At 54.9% G+C, this 19,066-nt stretch carries 15 protein-coding genes and 1 riboswitch; of the genes, 6 read left to right on the top strand and 9 right to left on the bottom strand.

Features of this window, described 5'->3' with window-relative positions:
• Nucleotides 1-88: 88 nt before the first annotated feature.
• A complete protein-coding gene (metG, locus tag PO881_RS12675; protein ID WP_210081971.1) occupies nucleotides 89-2,122 on the bottom strand; it encodes a methionine--tRNA ligase in 2,034 nt (677 codons plus the stop codon).
• A 161-nt stretch (nucleotides 2,123-2,283) separates the two neighbouring features.
• Between metG and apbC the strand changes: the two genes are divergently transcribed.
• Entirely contained in the window at nucleotides 2,284-3,396 is a 1,113-nt protein-coding gene (apbC, locus tag PO881_RS12670; protein WP_280171880.1) for an iron-sulfur cluster carrier protein ApbC, read from the top strand.
• On the opposite strand, the gene PO881_RS12665 is transcribed toward apbC, so the two are convergent.
• Nucleotides 3,393-3,845, bottom strand: a complete 453-nt coding sequence (locus tag PO881_RS12665) for a GNAT family N-acetyltransferase (protein ID WP_137386156.1) — start codon at nucleotides 3,843-3,845, stop codon at nucleotides 3,393-3,395. The two genes, apbC and PO881_RS12665, sit on opposite strands and share 4 nt — an antisense overlap.
• 226 nt (nucleotides 3,846-4,071) lie before the next feature.
• Here PO881_RS12665 and ahpC point away from each other — a divergent pair, with 226 nt between their 5' ends.
• Both ahpC and ahpF read left to right on the top strand, forming a co-directional pair.
• Complete coding sequence (gene ahpC, locus PO881_RS12660) at nucleotides 4,072-4,635, top strand: alkyl hydroperoxide reductase subunit C (protein WP_101763328.1); 564 nt, start codon at nucleotides 4,072-4,074, stop codon at nucleotides 4,633-4,635.
• A 67-nt stretch (nucleotides 4,636-4,702) separates the two neighbouring features.
• Nucleotides 4,703-6,271, top strand: a complete 1,569-nt coding sequence (gene ahpF, locus PO881_RS12655) for an alkyl hydroperoxide reductase subunit F (protein ID WP_192233344.1) — start codon at nucleotides 4,703-4,705, stop codon at nucleotides 6,269-6,271.
• 71 nt (nucleotides 6,272-6,342) lie between these two features.
• Here the strand turns inward: ahpF and PO881_RS12650 are convergent, their stop codons facing one another.
• The 6 genes from PO881_RS12650 to PO881_RS12625 form a co-directional block, all read right to left on the bottom strand.
• A complete protein-coding gene (locus PO881_RS12650; RefSeq protein WP_101763330.1) occupies nucleotides 6,343-6,546 on the bottom strand; it encodes a hypothetical protein in 204 nt (67 codons plus the stop codon).
• 185 nt (nucleotides 6,547-6,731) lie between these two features.
• Nucleotides 6,732-8,597: a GNAT family N-acetyltransferase gene (locus PO881_RS12645; RefSeq protein WP_280171879.1), complete on the bottom strand. Its 1,866-nt coding sequence runs from the start codon at nucleotides 8,595-8,597 to the stop codon at nucleotides 6,732-6,734.
• Nucleotides 8,597-9,628 carry a UDP-glucose 4-epimerase GalE gene (gene galE / locus PO881_RS12640; RefSeq protein ID WP_280171878.1) on the bottom strand — a complete coding sequence of 344 codons (1,032 nt, stop codon included), beginning with the start codon at nucleotides 9,626-9,628 and terminating at the stop codon, nucleotides 8,597-8,599. Before galE ends, PO881_RS12645 begins: the two co-directional genes overlap by 1 nt.
• A gap of 56 nt (nucleotides 9,629-9,684) precedes the next feature.
• On the bottom strand, nucleotides 9,685-10,809 hold the full coding sequence (locus tag PO881_RS12635; protein ID WP_280171877.1) for a sugar efflux transporter: 1,125 nt from the start codon (nucleotides 10,807-10,809) through the stop codon (nucleotides 9,685-9,687).
• 53 nt (nucleotides 10,810-10,862) lie between these two features.
• Complete coding sequence (locus tag PO881_RS12630; protein ID WP_280171876.1) at nucleotides 10,863-13,526, bottom strand: beta-N-acetylhexosaminidase; 2,664 nt, start codon at nucleotides 13,524-13,526, stop codon at nucleotides 10,863-10,865.
• 51 nt (nucleotides 13,527-13,577) lie between these two features.
• Entirely contained in the window at nucleotides 13,578-14,975 is a 1,398-nt protein-coding gene (locus PO881_RS12625) for an OprD family outer membrane porin (protein ID WP_192233354.1), read from the bottom strand.
• A 266-nt stretch (nucleotides 14,976-15,241) separates the two neighbouring features.
• Nucleotides 15,242-15,337, top strand: a riboswitch (TPP riboswitch).
• 33 nt (nucleotides 15,338-15,370) lie between these two features.
• On the opposite strand from PO881_RS12625, the gene thiM reads away from it, so the two are divergent.
• The 3 genes from thiM (at nucleotide 15,371) to fbaB (ending at nucleotide 18,153) form a co-directional block, all read left to right on the top strand.
• Nucleotides 15,371-16,156 (top strand): hydroxyethylthiazole kinase, encoded by a 786-nt coding sequence (gene thiM, locus PO881_RS12620; protein WP_280171875.1) that lies wholly within the window; start codon nucleotides 15,371-15,373, stop codon nucleotides 16,154-16,156.
• Entirely contained in the window at nucleotides 16,153-16,953 is an 801-nt protein-coding gene (gene thiD / locus PO881_RS12615) for a bifunctional hydroxymethylpyrimidine kinase/phosphomethylpyrimidine kinase (protein ID WP_280171874.1), read from the top strand. The genes thiM and thiD overlap by 4 nt, the downstream gene beginning before the upstream one ends.
• A 147-nt stretch (nucleotides 16,954-17,100) precedes the next feature.
• On the top strand, nucleotides 17,101-18,153 hold the full coding sequence (fbaB, locus tag PO881_RS12610; protein WP_192233358.1) for a class I fructose-bisphosphate aldolase: 1,053 nt from the start codon (nucleotides 17,101-17,103) through the stop codon (nucleotides 18,151-18,153).
• Nucleotides 18,154-18,309: 156 nt separating this feature from the next.
• On the opposite strand, the gene PO881_RS12605 is transcribed toward fbaB, so the two are convergent.
• Nucleotides 18,310-18,996 (bottom strand): GntR family transcriptional regulator, encoded by a 687-nt coding sequence (locus PO881_RS12605; protein WP_101763339.1) that lies wholly within the window; start codon nucleotides 18,994-18,996, stop codon nucleotides 18,310-18,312.
• Between the last annotated feature and the right edge of the window lie 70 nt (nucleotides 18,997-19,066).

Below are 19,066 nucleotides of genomic sequence, written 5' to 3'. Positions count from 1 at the left end.
TAAAGTGGAGTGAAAAATTAAATGGCTGCTTTGAACGGTTCCCTCTCCCGCGCGCGGGAGAGGGTTAGGGTGAGGGCAACGAAATTCGTTACTTAACCGGCATGCCCGGTACTGCGCCGCTATCAACGGACAGCACAAACAGGTCTTTGCCGCCCGGACCCGCTGACAGCACCATACCTTCGGAAATACCGAAGCGCATTTTACGCGGCGCGAGGTTGGCGACGATGATGGTCATCTTGCCGACCAGCACCGACGGATCCGGATACGCAGCGCGAATGCCAGAGAAAATCTGACGCTTCTCACCACCCAAATCCAGCTCCAGACGCAGCAGCTTGTCAGAACCCTCAACCAGCTCCGCTTTCTCGATCAGCGCCACGCGCATGTCGACCTTGGCAAAATCATCAATGGTGATGGTGTCGCCAATTGGCGCATCAGCCAGCGGACCAGTTGCTGCAGGCTTATTCGCCGCCGCCGCATCTTCTTTCGAGGCCTCAATCAGTGCATCAACTTTGGTCATTTCGATACGGCCATACAGCGCTTTGAACGGCGCCACTTCATGATCCAGCAGCGGTTGGGTAATTGCATCCCAGCTCAGCTCGCTCTGCAGGAAGGCTTCGGCACGCTCGCTCAAAGATGGCAGCACTGGCTTCAGCCAGGTCATCAAGACGCGGAACAGGTTAATGCCCATGGAGCAAATCGCCTGCAGGTCGGCATCGCGGCCTTCTTGCTTTGCTACCACCCAAGGTGCCTGCTCATCGACATAGCGGTTGGCCAGATCGGCCAGCGCCATGATTTCACGGATAGCGCGGTTATATTCGCGGCTGGCCCAGGCTTCGCCAATCTTCTCTGAGGCCTCCACAAAGGTTTGATACAGCGCGGGATCGGCCAGTTCACTCGCCAGCTTGCCGCCAAAGCGTTTAGTCAGGAAGCCGGCATTACGTGACGCCAGGTTCACCACTTTGTTCACCACGTCTGCATTCACGCGCTGCACGAAATCTTCCAGATTCAGGTCGATGTCGTCGATGCGTGAAGAGAGCTTGGCTGCGTAGTAATAACGCAGGCTATCGGCATCCAGATGCTGCAACCAGGTGCTGGCTTTAATAAAGGTGCCGCGCGATTTAGACATCTTCGCGCCGTTCACCGTCACATAACCGTGTACGAACAGATTGGTTGGCTTGCGGAAGTTGCTGCCTTCAAGCATCGCTGGCCAGAACAGGCTGTGGAAATAGACGATGTCTTTACCGATGAAGTGATACAGCTCAGTAGTGGAATCTTTCTTCCAGAACTCGTCGAAATCGATATCGCCGCGTTTGTCGCACAGGTTTTTGAATGAACCCATGTAACCGATTGGCGCATCCAGCCAGACGTAGAAGTATTTGCCCGGCGCGCCAGGGATTTCGAAGCCGAAGTAAGGCGCATCGCGGGAGATATCCCACTGCTGCAAGCCAGACTCGAACCACTCTTGCATCTTGTTAGCCACCTGCTCTTGCAGTGCGCCTGAACGCGTCCACGCTTGCAGCATCGCGCTGAAAGAGGGCAGATCAAAGAAGAAGTGCTCGGAATCGCGCAGCACCGGCGTCGCGCCTGAGACCACTGATTTCGGGTCGATCAGCTCGGTTGGGCTGTAGGTCGCGCTGCACACTTCGCAGTTATCGCCATATTGATCCGGTGACTTACATTTCGGGCAGGTGCCTTTGACGAAACGGTCCGGCAGGAACATGCCTTTCTCAGGATCGTACAGCTGCGAAATAGTGCGGTTTTTAATGAAGCCGTTCTCTTTCAGGCGACCATAAATCAGCTCGGACAGCTGACGGTTTTCGTCACCGTGCGTCGAGTGATAGTTGTCGTAGCTGATATTGAAGCCAGCAAAATCCGTTTCGTGCTCCTGCTTCATCTCCGCGATCATCTGCTCCGGCGCGATGCCAAGCTGCTGAGCTTTCAGCATGATAGGCGTGCCGTGAGCGTCGTCTGCACAGATAAAGTGAACCTGGTTGCCACGCATTCGCTGGTAACGGACCCAAATGTCAGCCTGAATGTGTTCAAGCATGTGACCGAGATGGATTGAACCGTTTGCGTACGGCAGTGCGCACGTTACCAGAATTTTTTTAGCGACTTGAGTCATGTTTGCGTAGCGTTCCGTTGAAGAAAAATCGGTGTTAGATGTTAACCGAAGCACCCTCTGGCGTAAACACAGCTGGACATCCACGTCACTTTTAGCGCCTATCTGATATTATTGAACAGACACCGCCGCAATCTGGCGTGATGAATAAACAAGGAGAGGGGATGACTTCACAATCCCAGCAACATCATTCACCTGAGGCGCTGCGAGCATTGGTTATCGGCGTGTTGAGTGACTTTGAACATCCGACGCTGCAACATAACCTGACCACGCTGAAAGCCCTGCGCCATGTCGCGCTGCTGGATGACAAGCTGCATATCGAGCTGGTGATGCCGTTCGCGTGGGCCAGCGCTTTTGAAGAGCTGAAAGCGCAAACCAGCGCCGAACTGTTGCGCCTGACGGACGCCAGCGCCATTGACTGGCGACTGCGCCACGACATCGCCACGCTGAAGCGGGTGAAAAACCATCCGGGCGCAACCGGTGTGAAGAACATCATCGCCGTCAGTTCCGGCAAAGGTGGCGTGGGCAAATCCAGCACCGCTGTGAACATGGCGCTGGCGCTGATCGCCGAAGGGGCGCGCGTGGGGATTCTCGATGCGGATATTTACGGTCCGTCGATCCCCAACATGCTCGGCACCGAAAATCAGCGTCCCACCTCGCCGGATGGCACGCACATGGCACCGATAATGGCGCACGGCCTGGCAACCAATTCGATTGGTTATCTGGTCACCGACGACAACGCCATGGTGTGGCGCGGTCCAATGGCCAGCAAAGCCCTGATGCAGTTGCTCAACGAAACCCTGTGGCCGGATCTCGATTATCTGATCCTCGATATGCCGCCAGGTACCGGCGATATTCAGCTGACGCTGGCGCAAAACGTGCCGGTGACCGGCGCGCTGGTGGTCACCACGCCGCAGGACATCGCCTTGATTGACGCGCGTAAAGGGATGGTGATGTTCGAGAAAGTAAGCGTGCCGGTGCTGGGTGTGATCGAGAATATGAGCATGCACATTTGTAGCCAATGCGGACATCATGAGCCGATTTTCGGCACCGGCGGTGCGCAGAAGCTAGTGGAAGATTACAGCACCCGTTTGCTGGCCCAGTTGCCGCTGCACATTACGCTGCGTGAAGATCTGGATGATGGCGAACCGACCGTGGTGCGCCGTCCGGAAAGTGATTTCACCGCGCTCTACCGCCAGCTGGCGGGTCGCGTTGCGGCGCAGCTCTATTGGCAGAGAGAAATTATCCCTGGCGATATCGCGTTCCGCGCCGTTTAACGGCGTCCATTTCCGCTGGTGCGCGTCGCCAGCGGAAAATGCATCAGCACATATTTTCCCTGCTCGCTCTCGCCAACCGCTTCGCGCCGCCAGCCGTGTTTGAGATAGAAATCCATCGCCGCCTGATTCTGTTGCAGGCATTTCAAGGCGCCCGTCGAGCTAAATCGCGATTGCACTTTTTCTAACAGCGCGCTGCCCACGCCTTGTCCCTGCGCATCGGGGTCGACATACAGGCTATGCAGGAAGTTGTCATTATCCAGCACCGCCGCAAACCCTACGCGATGCCCATTCAGTTCAGCGACCAGCACGGTTTCGCCCAAAATCACCGCATCGAAATCTTCTAACTGCCAATCATCGCCATCCAGCCACGTCCAGTTATGGCGTCGCGCGGCAAGATACAGTGTGCGCAGAAAAGGTCGATCGGCTTCGTCAAAAAAACGTATGTGCACCTATTTGCTCCGTCAGTTAGGTATTTGAATAAAAGTAGCAGTTTCACCGCAAAAAGATAAAGCCTGACAGAACCGCGCCCTTTTTGTGTAGAATGCCTCCGCGAGCCGCATGAAATCTGGTGTCGGCGCTTTGATAGCTTTTGGTTATCTGATTGATAACGTCTGCATATTAGAAGTTGGCCCGAAAATTCTGTAGCCTGCATCACATCTTTTAACGGAGGTCACCATGTCCATCATTAATACCAAGATCAAACCATTTAAAAACGCAGCGTTCAAAAACGGCGAATTCATCGAAGTCACCGAGAAAGACGTTGAAGGTAAATGGAGTGTTTTCTTCTTCTACCCGGCTGACTTCACCTTCGTATGCCCAACCGAACTGGGTGACGTTGCAGACCATCACGAAGAGTTCCAGAAACTGGGTGTAGATATCTACTCTGTTTCTACTGACACGCACTTTACCCACAAAGCCTGGCACGGTTCTTCTGACACCATCGCGAAAATCAAATACGCGATGATCGGTGACCCAACTGGCGCGCTGACCCGTAACTTCGAAATCATGCGCGAAGACGAAGGTCTGGCAGACCGCGGTACCTTCATCGTTGACCCGCAAGGCATCATCCAGGCGATCGAAATCACTGCAGAAGGCATTGGCCGTGACGCATCTGACCTGATCCGCAAAGTGAAAGCCGCTCAGTACGTTGCTTCTCACCCAGGTGAAGTTTGCCCGGCAAAATGGAAAGAAGGCGAAGCAACTCTGGCTCCATCACTGGACCTGGTTGGCAAAATCTAAGTTAGCTGCCATTCGATCTTTCTCTATCGGGTGCTACGGCACCCGATTTTCATGACAGGAACTCACTATGCTCGACACCAATTTAAAATCCCAACTCAAGGCTTACCTTGAGAAACTAACGAAACCGGTTGAGTTGATTGCCACATTGGATGATGGCGCCAAATCGGCAGAGATTCGCTCTCTGTTGGCCGATATCGCGGGCTTGTCAGACAAAGTCAGCTTCCGCGAAGAGAACGATCGTCCGGTGCGTAAACCCTCTTTCCTGATCACTAACCCAGGCAGCCAGAGCGGTCCGCGCTTTGCCGGTTCGCCAATGGGTCACGAATTTACTTCACTGGTTTTAGCCCTGCTGCAAACCGGTGGACACCCTTCGAAAGAAGCGCAGAGCCTGCTGGATCAGGTTGTGGCTTTGGAAGGCGACTTCCACTTCGAAACTTATTATTCCCTGTCGTGCCACAACTGTCCTGACGTGGTACAGGCGCTGAACCTGATGGCGGTGCTGAACCCGCGTATCAGCCATACCGCGATTGACGGCGGTATGTTCCAGAACGAAATCACCGAGCGCAACGTGATGGGCGTGCCGGCGGTATTCCTCAACGGTAAAGAGTTCGGTCAGGGCCGTCTGAGCCTGGCGGAAATCGTCGGTAAAGTGGACACCAACGCCGACAAGCGCGCGGCGGAAGAGCTGAACAAACGTGAAGCCTACGAAGTGCTGATCGTCGGCAGCGGCCCGGCGGGCGCAGCAGCGGCCATCTACTCGGCACGTAAAGGCATCCGTACTGGCCTGATGGGCGAGCGTTTCGGTGGTCAGGTGCTGGATACCGTAGACATTGAAAACTACATCTCCGTACCGAAAACCGAAGGCGCGAAGCTGGCCGGTTCTCTGCGTGCCCACGTTGATGATTACGATGTTGATGTGATTGATACACAGAGCGCCATCAAGCTGATTCCTGCGGCGAAAGAGGGCGGTCTGCACGCAATTGAAACCGCATCTGGCGCAGTACTGAAATCCCGCAGCATCATCATTGCTACCGGCGCACGCTGGCGCAACATGGGCGTACCGGGCGAAGAGCAGTATCGCACCAAGGGCGTAACTTATTGTCCGCACTGCGACGGCCCGCTGTTTAAAGGCAAACGCACCGCGGTGATCGGCGGCGGTAACTCAGGCGTTGAAGCGGCAATCGATTTGGCCGGTATTGTTGAGCACGTGACGCTGCTGGAATTTGCCAGCGAAATGCGCGCCGACAAAGTGCTGCAGGACAAACTGCGCAGCCTGAAAAACGTCGATGTGATTCTGAACGCACAGACCACCGAGGTGAAAGGCGACGGCAGCAAAGTCACCAGCCTGACCTACATTGACCGTAACAACCAGAGCAGCCACGAAATCGCGCTGAGCGGCATCTTCGTGCAGATTGGTTTGCTGCCGAACACCACCTTCCTGGAAGGTGCGGTTGAGCGCAACAAGATGGGCGAAATCATCATTGATGCCAAGTGCGAAACCAGCCTGAAAGGCGTGTTTGCCGCAGGCGACTGCACCACGGTGCCGTACAAGCAGATCATCATCGCCAGCGGTGAAGGCGCGAAAGCCTCACTCAGCGCCTTTGATTATCTGATTCGCACCAAACCGGCTGAATAAGTTTTGCGATAGCCACGCAATAGCCCTGCAACGCATGTTGCGGGGCTTTTTTTTATTAAAAAAAACAATGATTAGCCTAACCAGCGTATGGCTTGCGCATCGCTAATATCGCGGTAATAGATTTTATGCAGCCGTTCGCCACAGCCTTTACATTGTGCTTCAACATGAGTTGAGAAGTAGGCTCGCCCGGTGGGAGAAATAGCGCCTTTGCGGGAAATACGGATGTTATGCCATTTGTGTGCATGCGGAATAAAGCTGAAGAATTTTAATTTCATTATCGCTACCGGAATGGAGGGGGCGGTGTTTATCTTCAAATCCGGAGCGCAATTAGGCCCGTTTTCTGGCCTAATAAATTTGATAAGTATCAAGGTGATTAAAACTTTGCTTATTTCACCGCGCTTCTGTTGCTTCCGGTGCGAATAAAAATAGATTCGCACCGGATTATTTGATCGCGGAAGGATTACAGCATTAGCGCCATAAACACGATTTCATCACTAAACCGTGCAACCTCCTGTTTCATTCTGCTCACCACCTTAAAACCTTTCTTGCGATAGATCATAGCTGCCGGGTTCGATTGCCAGACGCATAAGGTGATGCGGCGCATTTTTTGCTGTTTGGCTTGATCCTTAAGCTTTGACAAAATTTGATTGAAATAGCCTTTTCCCTGTTCCTCGGGCTGCAGCGCCACGCTGCAAATGAAGAAATCGTCCGGCTGGCGATGCTGATTCACGAAACTGTCGTAAGCCACATCCAGTGGAAAAACCTCCTGACGATAGCCATATTGCACCTTGATGTGATCGTAATCCTGAATCGGCGCAGCGTTAACGAAACCCACCATTTTTCCCTGCGGATTATAAATCACGGCAATCTGTTGCAGGAAAGGCTGGATATTTTGCCGCTGCTGTAGGGTGGTTATATCAGTGGCATAAATATTATCGACCGAGCAGTATTCCAGATAGCTGGTGGTGAAAATTAATTTCGCCATCGCGAGCTGTTCTTGCTTGTCTGTAATACTTCCCGGTTTGAAGATCAGTGGCGACACTTTCTGACCATCAATCGGCTGCCAGAAATCACCTGCTTTAATATTCTTTGCGGTAAGCGCAATTAAAAAATCGCTGAATAATGCATTCACTTTATCCAGTTGCGGATCCTGAGAGAGCACGCCGTAATAGTGATAATAGGGAATTTCAGCACGCAGCTGCGGCGCATAAGCAATTTGCAGGATATCGCATTCAGAAAGCAAAGGTACCAGTTCACCTAACTGCAGAGGATCGCTTAATTGCCAGTCGCGTTGTGCTAGCTGAGTAATCGTATGCTGATAATGCTGCTGCTCTTCACCACTCAGCGGGCGACGTTCACCGCTGAGAATATCCTCAGTCAGGCGCATGCCTTTAATCCCGCTCACGCGATGCTGCTGAACATCAAAACCCCATACGGCAAACCGGCTGAAATCCTGATGGCTGAGCTGCGTGACCTGCAATTGCTCGCACCATAACTGGTAAAAAGGTTCGAAGATGGCGCGTTCGCTTTCCGGCGTTTTTGCTGGAATTGGCTGAGGCCAGCCGCGATACACCGCACTGAGCTGCCGTTGTAAATTCTGCAACACCGGATTGTTTTGATGACTGATGATCATGCCGGTTTCATCGGTGAAGAGATTCAGCCAATTTATTTGCTGCTGTTCTGCCGTAAAATCAGGCAGTTCAGGATGACAGAGAAACAGCGTCGCAGGCTGAGCGGGAAGTGTATCGGCATCCATATAAACGCCGCCGCACCGATTGAGAATCGCCAGGCGGAAGAAGTCAGAGAGCGTAGCGTAATAGCGCTTATCATGCAGTTGCTGCAGCACATCGATCAGGGCGCCATCAAATGACTGCATCAGTGCGCTCAGGCTGTTGACCTGCACCAGCGCATCAGGCAGAAACAGCGTGCCAGCATGAAAGGGGCTATTTCCCTGCTGAGCGACGAAGCGATCCTCTGCCGCCAGCTGCTGTGCATTCCACACCCATAGCGTTTGCCGGAAATCACTGCGACTGGCTTCTATCGCGTGTTGCCATTGGGCGATTGTGCGGTTGACGTTGAGTGGTGATGGTCCGCCGAGCCAGACGCGATGGAGCGTGCATTCATTACCTGTCAGTCGGCTGGTGGGCACCGCGAACATCGAAGAGAGTTCCGCAACGCACACCTCGTGCGGCTGATGTTCCACTTGCCACTGTTTAAACTGCCGTAATGCTTGTTGCCAGTCTGCTGTCGCGGGATAGGTAAAGCGCTTTTTAAGCGCGGCGAGTTGGCGTTCGTAGTGAGGTAAAAACGTTTCGCGCGTCATCATCAGATTTCGCTCCCGGCTGGTTGAGCAACATAGCCTTGCGGATTCTGCGTATGCCAGCGCCATGCGTCGCGCAGCATGTCTTCGAGGCCGCGAGTTGCTTGCCAGCCCAGTTCTTTTTTCGCCTGACCGGGATCGGATAAGCAGATGGCGACATCGCCGGGACGACGCGGGCGCATATCGAGCGGCACGCATCGACCGCTCACTTGTTCAAACATCTGCACGATTTCCAGCACCGAGTAGCCTTGTCCGGTACCCAGGTTGTAATGGCGATAGCCCGGTTTGAGATGATTTAGCGCCTGAATATGACCTTCGGCTAAATCCATCACGTGGATGTAGTCGCGCACGCCGGTGCCGTCGGGCGTTGCATAGTCATCACCAAATACCGGCAGATGGCTTCTTAGTCCATTGGCAACCTGAAACAGATAGGGCAGCAAATTGTTGGGAATCCCTTCAGGATGTTCACCAATCTGGCCGGAGGGATGCGCGCCGGCGGGATTGAAATAGCGCAGTGCGGTAATGGCTAACTCAGGTTGTGCATCAACCACTTCACCCATGATCTTCTCCACCATATATTTGGAGGCGCCATAAGGGTTGGTGGTATTGCCGGTATCACAGTTCTCACACAGCGGAATCTTTACCGGAATGCCATAAACCGTGGCGGATGAGCTGAAAATAAGTTTTTTCACCTGATGCTGCTTCATGGTTTCCAGCAGCATTAGCGTTCCGGCAATATTGTTTTGATAATACTTCACCGGTTTCTGCAGCGATTCATTTACCGATTTCAGCCCAGCCATATGAATAACCGCATCAATCGGCTGATGGCTAAATACCAGATTTAGATCGGCGCGGCGGCGAATATCGCCCTGATGAAACGTCATTTTCTTTCCGCTTAACGCTTCGACACGCGTTAAGGCCAGCGGTGAGCTATTACACAAATTATCCAGCACGATCACACGATGGTTTTTCTGCAGCAGGCTAAGGGCAATGTGTGAGCCAATATAGCCCGCACCGCCAGTAATTAAGACATTCATTTACGTACACTCCATGTGTTTTGTTGCGCGCAGCGGTGCGCGACGAATGAGGGTGTTTAAACATTGTCGACCTTTGTTATCAGTAGTAATGACATCACCAACAGCACACAGGCTGCCGGCCAGATGGCCAGCGGTGAGACGGTGGTGATAATTCCCTGTAAAACGCCAGCCAGCAGCACGCCGATGGACATCGAATTGGTATACAGCGTGGCCGCCATTCCCTGACGATGTTGCAGTAAATCCTGAAACCAGAACATGCCAACGGTAGCGATGATAGCGATGAAAATGGCATTGAAAATTTGCAGTAACATCAGTGGGATAAAACTTTGACTGAAGTAAATTCCCACATAAAACATCATGCCGCACAGCATGGCTGCCTGCATTTGCGTTTTCTTACCCCAGCGTTTGAGCATGCTGGCGCTGAGCAGCATGATCGGTATTTCCAGCGCCGCGGCGAGGCCAAAAAGCACGCCACTCCAGTCGGCAGACAAGCTTGGCTGCTCTGCCAGATGCAAAGGAAACGCAATCAGATAGAGTGCGCTGCAGCTCCATACCAGTAAGGTGGCAAACATCAGGAAGCAAAGGTTGTGCCCCAGCGGCTGCCGGTCCGGTTGCTTTGCAGGAGCAGCGCTGGCTATCCGCTCGCCAGGCGGCAAGGTGACAGCCAGCAGCGTCACGCTCAGTAACAGCACGAACATGACGGCATACAGCCAGGTGAAGCCGGCCAACTGAACAATCCAGAATGCCAGCGGTGGGCCGAATACCCACGCCAGCGAAAATTGCGCGCGTAAAATGGCGCTGAAAGCATTGTCACTGCGGGTTTGCCGTGCCAGCGCGAACAGTTGCGGTATCGCCGCACTGCCGCAAGCATTGAGCAGCGAACCGAGCGAAATTAACAGCAGATAATCGCGGCAGAAGATAAACAGCAGCGCATTGAGCGCCTGTGCGAATAAGCACAAGAGCAGTAGCGGGCGACGCTGCGTGACACGATCTGAATAACGGGCAATCAGTAAGCTCATCGCAATACTGCTGAGCGCATTAACGCTGTAGAAGGCGCCGATTTTCCAGGCTGCCACGTTAAGTTCACTGGCTAGAAATAAGCTGAGCGTCGGAATGAACAGGGCGCCGCTTAAACCGGCACCCAGCGCAACAACATAAAAAGAGAAGGTTGAGTGTTTCATCGACATCCTTGTCAGTGTTCGCCCCAGGCACTCCAGCGAGGGGCAGAAAGTTTTTAAAGTGCTTCAGCGCGGCTGAAGCGTTTGCCATCCGGACTCACGCTACGCACCCAGACTTTATCGCTAGCAGTAATTGCCGGTTTAGCATGTGGTTGATAACGCTGCCAGCGCTTACCCTTATCCAGGCTGTACTCCAGCGGCAGACCCGGCAGCGCAATGTTCATGGTCAGTATGCCATTCTCGACGCGCGCCCCCGGCACCGGTAAACGGTAGTGAATACTGGCTTTATCCATCTTGCCCAACTCACGCTGGCCTAACAGATTGGCGAAACGCTGCCAGTCCTGATTGCGCTGCTGCTGGTTAACGAAGTGGGTTTCACCGCCTTTAAAGGTGCGGCCTTGCTGATAATTCAGCTCCCACTCCGCGCGATGCCAACCGCGTTCGGCCACCGACAGCAGGCGCGGGAATACCATGTAATCCATCTGCTGATCGGTACGCGTGGTTTCACTCCACAGCTGTACTGAAATGCCGTATGCGCCTGACCACGGCTTATTCGAGGTGGCATCAAAGGTCTTCCCGTCGCGATCCACCGAGGTTTCAGCGTTCTGCGGCAGGTTGTCCGGCGCGAAGCCAAACATCTTGCGCTCATCGCTGAAGCGTGTGCCCCAGTAATAGCCGCGCTCGTTAGGATTCACCTCATACGGGAAGTCCATGTAGACGTAATCCGGATTGGAAATTACTACTTCGTAATCTTTCAGCGTCCAGTCGTTGGCGGTGTCAAAGCCGCCCCAATAGAGCGTGTCCCAGAAGTTAACGCGTACGCGCGAGGTGGCGAAGGCGTGCGCGTCAGCGGCATCTTTCAGCCCATCCTGCCAGGCCTGCATCACCGGAATGCCATGCGCTTTCACCATCTTGCTCACTTCCAGCGCGAAGTGACTTGGCAAGTGCTCCAGATCTTCCACCTTGCCGGATTTCACCACCGCCTGGCAGACCTGAGATTTTGCCCAGGGTTTGTCCTCTTTGCTTTGGTCTAAAATGCCCGTTCCCGCTTTCGGGTTCTTAACATCGCTGTAGCCGCTACCGAGGCGAATGTTTTTCGCTTCATCACCGCCAAAGTGCCAGGTGGTCAACGGTTGGCCGGCTTCGCGGTGCATCGCCTGCACTTCACCCATTACTTTATCGACAAAGCGCTTCGAGGAGTCGAGGCAAGGATTGAGATAGCTGGTGCGGTCGTACAGCTGCACGGAACGGGTATTCGAGGTATCCGTGGGATCCACCAGTCGATATTCACTGGCCTGCTGCGGTTTACCCGCTTTCATCAGTTGCTGATAACGCGCTTCCATCGAGATCACTGCCGCGCGTGCATGGGCGGGCATATCGATTTCCGGGATCACTTCGATGTTGCGCGCCTGCGCATATTTGACGATCTCGATATAATCGGCGCGGCTGAAATGTCCGGTTCCGTTGTTATTCGTGAACGGGCCGGAGCCCAATTGCGGCAGCAGGCATTGCTGCTCAGTCAGATCGTGACAACGCTTACTGCCCACGTCGGTCAACTCTGACAGACCGGGAATTTCGATACGCCAGGCTTCGTCATCGGTCAGGTGGAAGTGGAATTTATTCATCTTCCACGCCGCCATTTGATCGAGCATGCGCAGCACCGCTTGCTTGCTGTGGAAATTACGCGCCACATCGAGGAAGGCACCGCGATAGGCAAAGCGCGGTGCATCTTTCGCTTCGAGCGTGGCGATAATCGGTTTACCTTCAGCCGGCACCAGCGACAGTAACGACATTAAGCCGTAGTAAACGCCAGCCTGATCGTAACCAATGATATCGGTGCCGCGCGGCGTAATACGCAGTTCATAAGCACCGGAAACCGCATTTGCACCCTGGAAATGATTAACGGCGATACGGGTATGAACCGCATAACCCGCTGACTGCGGTTTGAGCCCCATCAAATCGAAACGCTGTTTAACCGCATCAGCCTGGTTGTCCGCCAATACCTCAAGATGCAAGGCAACGCCACGGCTCAGATCGACATCCGCCGCATGAACTTTCACCGAACGCGGCGTTGGGGTGATTTGTCCGCGCAGCGCGCTGGCAGGCAGTTGCGCCACATCGGCATTCTTTGAGAAGCGACTTTGCGGCAGCATTAGCACGTTTTTATCGTCGGCAATGCGCTTCCATTGGCCGCCAAACGGCTTAACAAAGTCGCTGAGGTTTTCGGTATCGGTGCTGGTGATAATTTTTGGCGTGGCATTGGCGGCGGTGACATACCAGCGCGGCATCACGTCGGTGATAAACAGCTGCCAGTATTCATTGACGATAGGGATCTCAATCGACTCACCCGCCGCGATACCTTTGAATTTCTCCGTCGGTTCCAGACGGGTTAAATCGCCGACGATATGAGTCATTTTGAACTGATCGTTATCCACCCGCAGCGTTTCGTGCACGTTGCTCATGTAGATTGCCCAGTTTTTACTGGTGAGCGCCGGACCGTTGTTGGTCAGCGTGATGGTAGCGGTGTTGCAGGATGCCCAATCGGCACCGAGTTTCGCGCAGTTCACGCCGTGATCGGCCGCCTGGTTGTCAGTGACCTGATACTGCACGCCGAACTGACTGATTTGATCGACGACCTGCTGATTACTGCGCGGGGATGAACTGCAGGCGGCAAGGCTCATCACGCTCAGCGCCAGTAAACTGATTTTTAACTTTTTCATGTTGTTATCCTTCTCCACGGAGGTAAGTCTCTGGCTCCTGCCAGATCGGGGTCAAAACAGGGTGAATGGCGCGACGACCATAAATTTGATGTCTTTCTCGTCCTGGAAGATGTTGCCGTAGCCGCCGCTATAGCTGGGAAGATCGCTGTGATTGTCGTAGCGGGTGTAGTGCAGTTTGAATTGGGTGTCTTTGGCGCGGCCTTGCTGGATGGTGTAAACCAGGTCGAGGCTCCATGCGGACTCTTTCAGGCGCTGATTTTGGTCGTACAGGGGATTGGTGGAAGGCTTCGCGTCCCAACCGTAGGCGTACGATGTACCGACTTGCCAGCCAGGTAATTGCCAGTGTCCCAAATCGACCATCACACCGGCGAAGAGCGCTTTCTCACCGTTGGCGTTCCAGTCCGAGCGTGAATCCCACCACACATCCATGCGGCCATTCGAGCTGGCGTAAGACGGCGTCATACGTTGCAGGAAGAAGCCCTGATTACCCTCGGCTTTTACCCATGTGCCTTCCAGGCGGAAATCGAACGCGCCGAGCGTGTAGCCGAACGTCAGCGCCTGCAGCCACGCGAGGCCATCGTAAACATCGTTCACTTGGCCAACGCCGCTGTTGTCACGATCCTTCGCGCCATAAAATTGATAACTGGTGCGCAGCGGTGCATCGGCCAGCGGCAGCTGATAAGAGGCTTTGGCGAAATACTGATCCATGTAATTCGCCGCCTGGCCGTAGGCGCCTTCCAGCACCAGCGCATTTTTAAAATCGTATTTGGCACCAAAGGATTGCAGCCACGGAATCTCCGTCACGCCATCGGCTTTACGGAAGTTGTACATGTCGCGATACCACGGCGCTTTGTATTCGTCAGTCCACATCCAGGAGACGGAAAGGGCGCCGGCGTCGCTAAAATCAAAGGTGGTGCCGGCCTCAACGCCGCGATAGGTGCCGGGCAGGAAGCTCCAGTGCGGTGCCAGCAGCGTCTGCCCGGTGGGCTGCAGATAGCCTGCGCGCAGCCAGTTATCCTGCCATTTTGCCTTGATGGCGGCTTTATAGAGACTTAAGCCGCTCTTATCTCCGCTCCAGTCCTCATCCCAGCGCGTACGGGCATTGCTGAAACCAATTTCATTCGGTGCCGCCGGGCCGCCGTTGCTTAACTCCAGCGCGCCAAACGCTGCCAGATCGAGGCCGATCACCTCACCGGCGTAACCGGATGAGAAGTCGAGATTGGCATTCGCAGAGGCGTGATGCAGATTGGCATCATACTGACCGTACGAGCCTTTTTGCGGATCCATCTCTTTGCGATCGCGCTGGCGTTGCCAGTAAAACAGATTGCCAGAGAGAGTGGCGTCTTCGACAAAACCCACGGCGTGTGCGGAGGGAACCGGCACAAAAGTGCCGGCAAACAGGGCAGAGACAATGGCCGCAGAGAGCGGCGCGCGTGGAATCCGACGCATAGCAAATCCTCCGTGATGCTTCCATGAATAATTAACAAATCCGTATTGTTTCGTCATGAAACAAGTTGCCGGCGATGCTATTTTTCGCGACGCGAATTATCAATGGAATTTATTACAAAGTATGACGCAGCACGCAAAAAAGCGTCGTTTTAAGGCGTTTTATCAATAAGTTACATGAATGTGTAATTTGTTGCTTTGTGAGCCAGATTCCAGGAAAGCGGCGTTTACTTGCTTTACCCCAACTTGTTCCCTATGCTCGCCAACGTAGTTTTGACTCGGGGTGCCCCTTTAATACAGGGCTGAGATACACCCGCCGACCTGATCTGGATAATGCCAGCGTAGGGAAGTCAGATGCCTGACCGCATTCGCCTTCTTGATCGCCGGTTGGGAGCCTTATGAAACAGCCTGACCTTCTTTCCCCCGCGCAACTCGCGCACTCTCTGCAATTGCTGCGTCAGCAAGCGCCGCTGGTGCACTGCATGACCAATGACGTGGTGCAAACCTTTACTGCCAACGTGCTGCTGGCACTGCAAGCTTCGCCCGCGATGGTGATCGATCCTGAAGAAGCGGCGCAGTTTGCCGGTTTTGCCGATGCGTTGTTGATAAACGTAGGTACGCTGACGCGCGAACGTCGTGATGCGATGTGGGCGGCGGTGCAAGCGGCGCAAACCGCAGGCACGCCGTGGACGCTGGATCCGGTGGCGGTCGGCGCACTAACGCTGCGCACCGCATTCTGTCAACAGTTACTGAGCCTGCAACCGGCGGCGATTCGCGGTAACGCTTCAGAAATTCTCGCACTGGCGCAACAGGCTAGCGGCGGACGCGGTGTCGACAGTCTGCATCAGGCCGATATCGCGTTAAGCGCTGCCCAGCAGCTGGCGCGTGATTACCACACCGTTGTGGCGGTGACCGGTGAAGTGGATTATGTCACTGACGGCGTGCAGACATTCGCCATCCCCGGCGGCAGCCCGCTGATGACGCGCGTGGTTGGCACCGGCTGCGCGTTGACGGCGGTGGTTGCCGCCTGCACCAGCTTGCCGGGCGATCGCCTGCAGCATGTCGCTGCGGCCTGCCGCGTGATGTCGCTGGCGGGTGAGCAGACAGCGCGCCAGGTCGCCGGGCCAGGCAGCTTTGCCGCTGCTTTCCTCGATACGCTGTGGACGCTGGAGGTCGAGGCATGAAACGCATCAATGCATTGACCATTGCTGGCACCGATCCGAGCGGCGGCGCAGGTATTCAGGCCGACCTCAAAGCTTTCTCCGCGCTGGGCGCGTATGGCACCAGCGTCATCACCGCGCTGGTGGCGCAGAACACCTGCGGCGTGCAGTCGGTGTATCGCATCGAACCTGATTTTGTTGGCGCACAGCTCGATTCGGTGCTGAATGATGTGCGCATTGATGCTGCGAAGATAGGCATGCTGTCCGAAACCGCTATTGTCGAGGTGGTCGCCGAGCGGCTGAAACGGGCCAGCCTGCCGTTTGTGGTGCTGGATACGGTGATGATTGCCAAAAGCGGCGATGCGCTGCTGTCGCCGGATGCGGTGGCGAGCGTGCGCGAATTGCTGCTGCCGCAGGTATCGCTGATCACACCAAACCTGCCGGAAGCCGCCGCGCTGCTGGGACGCGCGATGGCGCAGGATGAGAAAACCATGTTGCAGCAGGGCGATGCGCTGCTCGATCTTGGCTGCGAAGCGGTGCTGATGAAGGGCGGACACCTTAGCGATGCCGAAAGCCCGGACTGGCTGATTACCCGCGACGGACGTCAGCGCTTTACCGCGCCGCGCGTCAATACGCGCCACACGCACGGCACCGGATGCTCGCTTTCAGCCGCGCTGGCGGCGTTGCGTCCGCGCCATGATTGCTGGGCGGCAACGGTCGCTGAAGCCAAGGCGTGGCTGCAACAGGCGCTGCTGCACGCCGATTCGCTGGAGGTCGGCAAAGGCATTGGGCCGGTGCACCATTTCCATCAATGGTGGTAGGGCGTAACGCCAGATTGCCGCTTTTTCACTGCGCATCCGTCTGAAAAATGGAGTCAGCAATTTGCCAGCCTGGCGCTTTCCGGTCCAGGCTGTTGGGGGCGAATCGGCAACGGCCGGTTCCAATCCAGCCATTTATCAGGAGCGAACATGACGGACATCGTACAGTTATTGGGCAAAGAGGCGGATAGCCTTCTTCAACATCGCTGCATGACCATTCCAGCGGATAGCCTCTATTTACCCGGCGCGGATTATGTTGATCGCGTAATGATCGACAACAATCGTTCTCCTGCCGTACTGCGCAACATGCAAACGCTGTACAACACCGGACGTTTAGCCGGCACCGGCTATTTGTCGATTTTGCCGGTCGATCAGGGCGTTGAGCACTCGGCGGGCGCATCCTTTGCGGCCAATCCAGCTTATTTTGATCCAAAAAACATTGTTGAGCTGGCGATTGAAGCCGGCTGTAACTGCGTCGCCTCTACCTACGGCGTGCTGGCTTCGGTTTCTCGCCGCTACGCGCACCGCATTCCGTTTATGGTGAAGCTAAACCACAACGAAACGCTGAGCTATCCGACGCAATACGATCAGACGTTGTACGCCAGCGTGGAACAGGCCTTTAATCTGGGCGCGGTGGCGGTTGGCGCCACCATCTACTTCGGTTCCGAACAATCACGTCGCCAGATTGAAGAGATCTCGGCGGCTTTTGAACGTGCGCACGAGCTGGGCATGGTGACGGTGCTCTGGGCCTATCTGCGTAATGATGCGTTCAAGAAAGAGGGCGTCGATTACCACGCCAGCGCCGATTTAACCGGCCAGGCCAACCATCTGGCGGCGACCATCGGTGCGGATATCGTCAAGCAGAAGATGGCGGAGAATAACGGCGGCTATAACGCGGTGAAGTTTGGTCACACCGATGAGCGCGTCTACAGCAAGCTGACTACGGAAAACCCGATAGATTTGGTGCGTTACCAGCTGGCGAACTGCTATATGGGACGCGCGGGTTTGATCAATTCCGGCGGCGCTTCTGCGGGTGAAACGGATATCGCGGAGTCGGTGCGTACGGCGGTGATCAATAAGCGTGCCGGCGGCATGGGGCTGATTCTGGGGCGCAAGGCGTTTAAGAAGACGTTGAAAGAGGGCGTGCAGCTGATTAATGCGGTGCAGGATGTGTATTTGTCGAAGGATGTGACGATTGCTTGATTGAGTGGGGTCTGTGCTCGCTGTCCCCCATCCCGGCCTTCCCCCGCGAGCGGGGGAAGGAGATGCTGCCATATGCGGCTTCAACACTTACATTTTGCAGCATCTTCCTCCCCCATTAATGGGGGAGGACCCAGGAGGGGGACCGCGAGCACTAAATCAAGGCGCCTCAAACCACTCACTATTACGCTCGGCAATCGGCGTAATGGTCAAAATCATCTCCTGCAGATGACGGCGCATTGCGCTTTCAGCTGCGTCAACATCATGCGCTTTCAACGCGTTATAGATATCTTCATGCTGCTGAATCAAACGCTCCGGCGGTGACACTTCGCTCAGGGTCAGAAAGCGCACGCGGTCCATGGTAGCTTTAATGTTCTCCACCGTTTCCCACGCCAGCAGGCAATTAATCCCTTCAGCAATTAAGCGGTGAAACTCATCGTCCAGCCCCAGGAAAGCCTGGCTGTCATGACGTTCAGCGGCGAGACGCTGCAGCTGCAGGTTATGCTCCAGTGCCATCAATCCGGTCGCACCCATCTCCTGCGCGGCGCGGCGAACCACGGCGATCTCTACCGCTTCCCGGATAAAACGACCGTCGGCCACGCGCTGAGCGGAGATTTTGCGCACGAAGGTGCCGCGCTGCGGTAGCACCTGCACCAGTCCGGCTTCCGCCAGCTTGATAAAGGCTTCACGTACCGGCTGACGTGACACGTTAAAACGCGCCGACACTTCCTTCTCCGACAGCAGCGAGCCCGGATGAATAACGCAGGTCACAATATCTTTGCGCAGATAACGATAGATCTGCTGATTTACCGGTTCGCTGGTGGTTATGGTATAGGCAGTCGACATGCAGCAATATCCGTATTACGGCTGGCATCTGCCAGCCCGTTAAGAAAGGTTCAGTCTAATCAGCACGCTG

The sequence above is a fragment of the Pantoea sp. SS70 genome (genome assembly GCF_029866845.1).
GTDB classification, from domain to species: Bacteria; Pseudomonadota; Gammaproteobacteria; order Enterobacterales; family Enterobacteriaceae; genus Pantoea; species Pantoea leporis.
Note: the sequence above shows the minus strand (reverse complement) of the source record. Positions and strands in the feature narration are given on the sequence as shown.

Excerpts from the sequence above, each read along its gene's own strand:
- fbaB (WP_192233358.1), top strand. The coding sequence starts at position 17,101 with ATGACGGACATCGTACAGTTATTGGGCAAAGAGGCGGATAGCCTTCTT.
- PO881_RS12605 (WP_101763339.1), bottom strand. The coding sequence starts at position 18,996 with ATGTCGACTGCCTATACCATAACCACCAGCGAACCGGTAAATCAGCAG.
- thiD (WP_280171874.1), top strand. The coding sequence starts at position 16,153 with ATGAAACGCATCAATGCATTGACCATTGCTGGCACCGATCCGAGCGGC.
- PO881_RS12625 (WP_192233354.1), bottom strand. The coding sequence starts at position 14,975 with ATGCGTCGGATTCCACGCGCGCCGCTCTCTGCGGCCATTGTCTCTGCC.
- PO881_RS12635 (WP_280171877.1), bottom strand. The coding sequence starts at position 10,809 with ATGAAACACTCAACCTTCTCTTTTTATGTTGTTGCGCTGGGTGCCGGT.
- ahpF (WP_192233344.1), top strand. The coding sequence starts at position 4,703 with ATGCTCGACACCAATTTAAAATCCCAACTCAAGGCTTACCTTGAGAAA.
- PO881_RS12650 (WP_101763330.1), bottom strand. The coding sequence starts at position 6,546 with ATGAAATTAAAATTCTTCAGCTTTATTCCGCATGCACACAAATGGCAT.
- ahpC (WP_101763328.1), top strand. The coding sequence starts at position 4,072 with ATGTCCATCATTAATACCAAGATCAAACCATTTAAAAACGCAGCGTTC.
- metG (WP_210081971.1), bottom strand. The coding sequence starts at position 2,122 with ATGACTCAAGTCGCTAAAAAAATTCTGGTAACGTGCGCACTGCCGTAC.
- galE (WP_280171878.1), bottom strand. The coding sequence starts at position 9,628 with ATGAATGTCTTAATTACTGGCGGTGCGGGCTATATTGGCTCACACATT.
- apbC (WP_280171880.1), top strand. The coding sequence starts at position 2,284 with ATGACTTCACAATCCCAGCAACATCATTCACCTGAGGCGCTGCGAGCA.
- PO881_RS12645 (WP_280171879.1), bottom strand. The coding sequence starts at position 8,597 with ATGATGACGCGCGAAACGTTTTTACCTCACTACGAACGCCAACTCGCC.
- PO881_RS12630 (WP_280171876.1), bottom strand. The coding sequence starts at position 13,526 with ATGAAAAAGTTAAAAATCAGTTTACTGGCGCTGAGCGTGATGAGCCTT.
- thiM (WP_280171875.1), top strand. The coding sequence starts at position 15,371 with ATGAAACAGCCTGACCTTCTTTCCCCCGCGCAACTCGCGCACTCTCTG.